This is a genomic window from Rhizobacter sp. (assembly GCF_031412075.1).
Lineage (GTDB): Bacteria > Pseudomonadota > Gammaproteobacteria > Burkholderiales > Burkholderiaceae_C > Rhizobacter.
In genome coordinates this window covers 1-2,355 of sequence record NZ_JANOCG010000638.1, presented here as the reverse complement: position 1 = coordinate 2,355, position 2,355 = coordinate 1, and the positions used below count along the sequence as shown (strand labels likewise).

General features: G+C 63.1%; 3 protein-coding genes and 1 pseudogene. All 4 read left to right on the top strand.

The window, feature by feature from the left end; translation table 11 throughout:
- Positions 1-237 (top strand): LysR substrate-binding domain-containing protein (locus RMO40_RS23675; protein WP_309726097.1); only part of this gene is annotated, 237 nt, incomplete at its 5' end.
- 164 nt (positions 238-401) lie between these two features.
- Entirely contained in the window at positions 402-1,301 is a 900-nt protein-coding gene (locus tag RMO40_RS23670) for a transporter substrate-binding domain-containing protein (protein ID WP_309726095.1), read from the top strand.
- A gap of 149 nt (positions 1,302-1,450) precedes the next feature.
- The gene (locus RMO40_RS23665) at positions 1,451-2,161 is read left to right on the top strand and encodes an ABC transporter permease subunit (protein ID WP_309726093.1); all 711 of its coding nucleotides are present in this window, start codon (positions 1,451-1,453) and stop codon (positions 2,159-2,161) included.
- A pseudogene (locus tag RMO40_RS23660) lies at positions 2,158-2,355 on the top strand (amino acid ABC transporter permease); the annotation flags it as partial. The gene RMO40_RS23665 and the pseudogene RMO40_RS23660, both read left to right, overlap by 4 nt.

Sequence of the window (2,355 nt, the reverse complement as noted above, 5' to 3'; positions counted from 1 at the left end):
GACATGGCCGAAGGCCTGAAGGCCATGGCGCTCGAAGGGCATGGCCTGGCGTTTCTGCCCAACAGCTCGGTCGAGAAAGAAATGCGCAGCAGCCGCCTGGTGCGTGCGTCGGCCCCGGGCAGTTGCGAGCTGTCGATGGAGGTGCGCATCTACCGCGAGCGGCCCGAGATGGCGCGCCACACCAAACCCGGCGCGCAGGCGCTGTGGGACTTCTTGCGCGCCGGCGCTGACGCCTGAGGAACACATCTTGCACAGTGTTCCCACTCGTGGCGGCTGGCGCGTCGTGGCCCTACATTGCGGCTTTCTACGTGGTTCCGCGTAGGCCGTCGCTATCTAGAATCGCGTTCTTGGCTGACCGGCCCTGATCGCCGCTTGTTGATTCCTAACCCAAAGGAGTTCGTATGAAGAAGTCACTGTTTGCTCTGGCCGCCGTGCTGGCCGCCACCGGCGCCGTTCACGCGCAGACCACCGACACGCTGAAGAAGATCAAGGACAGCGGTGTGGTCACCATGGGCGTGCGCGAGTCCTCTGGTTTGTCTTACACCCTGGGCGATGGCAAGTACGTCGGCTTCCACATCGACGTGTGCACCAAGGTCATCGCCGACATCGAGAAGCAGGTCGGCCGCAAGGTCGAGACCAAGTACCAGCCGGTGACCTCGCAGAACCGCATTCCGCTGGTGCAAAACGGCACCGTCGACATCGAGTGCGGCTCCACCACCAACAACGCCACCCGGCAGAAGGATGTGGCTTTCGCGATGACCACCTTCGTCGAAGAAGTGCGCATCGCCGTCAAGGCCAACTCGGGCATCACCGGCATTGGCCAGCTCACCGGCAAGACGGTCGCCACCACCACCGGCACCACCTCCGTGCAGACGCTGCGCAAGCACGAGCGCGCCAACGGCGTCGACTTCAAGGAGCTCTTTGGCAAGGACCACGCCGACAGCTTCCTGCTGCTCGAATCGGGCCGTGCCGACGCGTTCGTGATGGACGGCTCCATCCTGGCCTCGAACATCGCCAAGTCGAAGAACCCGGCTGACTTCAAGGTCGTGGGCGAAGTGCTGAGCGTCGAGCCCATTGCCATCATGCTGCGCAAGGACGACGCGGCCTTCAAGAAGGCCGTTGACGACAGCATCAAGGCACAGATCCAGTCGGGCGACATGGCCAAGACCTACGACAAGTGGTTCCTGCAGCCCATCCCGCCCGCGGGCGCCAAGGTCGGCTTGCCGGTGAGCGACGCCACCAAGGCGGCCTGGGCCAACCCGAATGACAAGCCGATGGAAGACTACGCGGCCAAGAAGTAAGCAGGCTGCCTGCAGGTAAGCCCTAGCGCCGATTGGCGCAGGGCTTGCTTACATTCCAGAACGCGGCGGCGGCTCTACCGGTGCCGCGTTTTCCATTGGGGGCTTTGCCGCGCACAGCCTGCACGCCGTCACAACACAGGGAGTGAGCCTTGGGGCAATCATGGGACTGGCAGGTTTTCCTGCGAGACGACGGGGGCGGGCGCACCTACCTGGAGTGGCTGCTGTCGGCCTGGGGCTGGACGCTGTCGGTGTCATCCCTGGGTCTGGTGGTGGCCTTGGTGGTGGGCTCGTTGATGGGCATCTTGCGCACCACGCCCAACAAGGGGCTGGTGTTCCTGGGCAACGCCTGGACCGAGCTGTTTCGCAACATTCCGCTCCTGGTACAGGTTTTCCTCTGGTACCACGTGATCCCCTCGCTCTTCCTGGGCCTGCGCCAGGTGCCGAGCTTCGTGCTGGTGGTGTTTGCCTTGGGCTTCTTCACCTCGGCGCGCATCTCCGAGCAGGTCAAGGCGGGCATCGAAGCTCTCCCCAAGGGCCAGCGCTACGCCGGCCTGGCCATGGGCCTTACCTTGCCGCAGACCTACCGCTTCGTGCTGCTGCCGATGGCGTTTCGCATCGTCATCCCGCCGCTCACCAGCGAGTCGATGAACATCATCAAGAACTCGTCGGTGGCCTTTGCGGTGAGCGTGGCCGAGCTGACGATGTTTGCCATGCAGGCGCAGGAAGAGACCTCGCGCGGCATCGAGGTCTACCTGGCTGTGACCGGGCTGTATTTCGTGTCGGCCTTCGCCATCAACCGCATTGCTTTGTTCATTGAGAACAGAGTCCAAGTCCCCGGAATGATCGGAGGCAGCAAGTGAATTTGGACTTTGCCTTCCTCAACTGGGGCGTCGTCGGCAGCTTCATTGCCAAAGGCTTCTTCTTCTCGATCCAGCTCACCGTCATCGCCATGATCGGCGGCATTGCGCTCGGCACCGTGCTCGCATTGATGCGCCTGTCGGGCAAGAAGTGGCTGGTGATGCCGGCGGCGTTCTACGTCAACACCCTGCGCTCC

Bases quoted from the DNA above. Each gene is read 5' to 3' on its own strand.
- RMO40_RS23670 (WP_309726095.1), top strand. From the start codon at position 402: ATGAAGAAGTCACTGTTTGCTCTGGCCGCCGTGCTGGCCGCCACCGGC.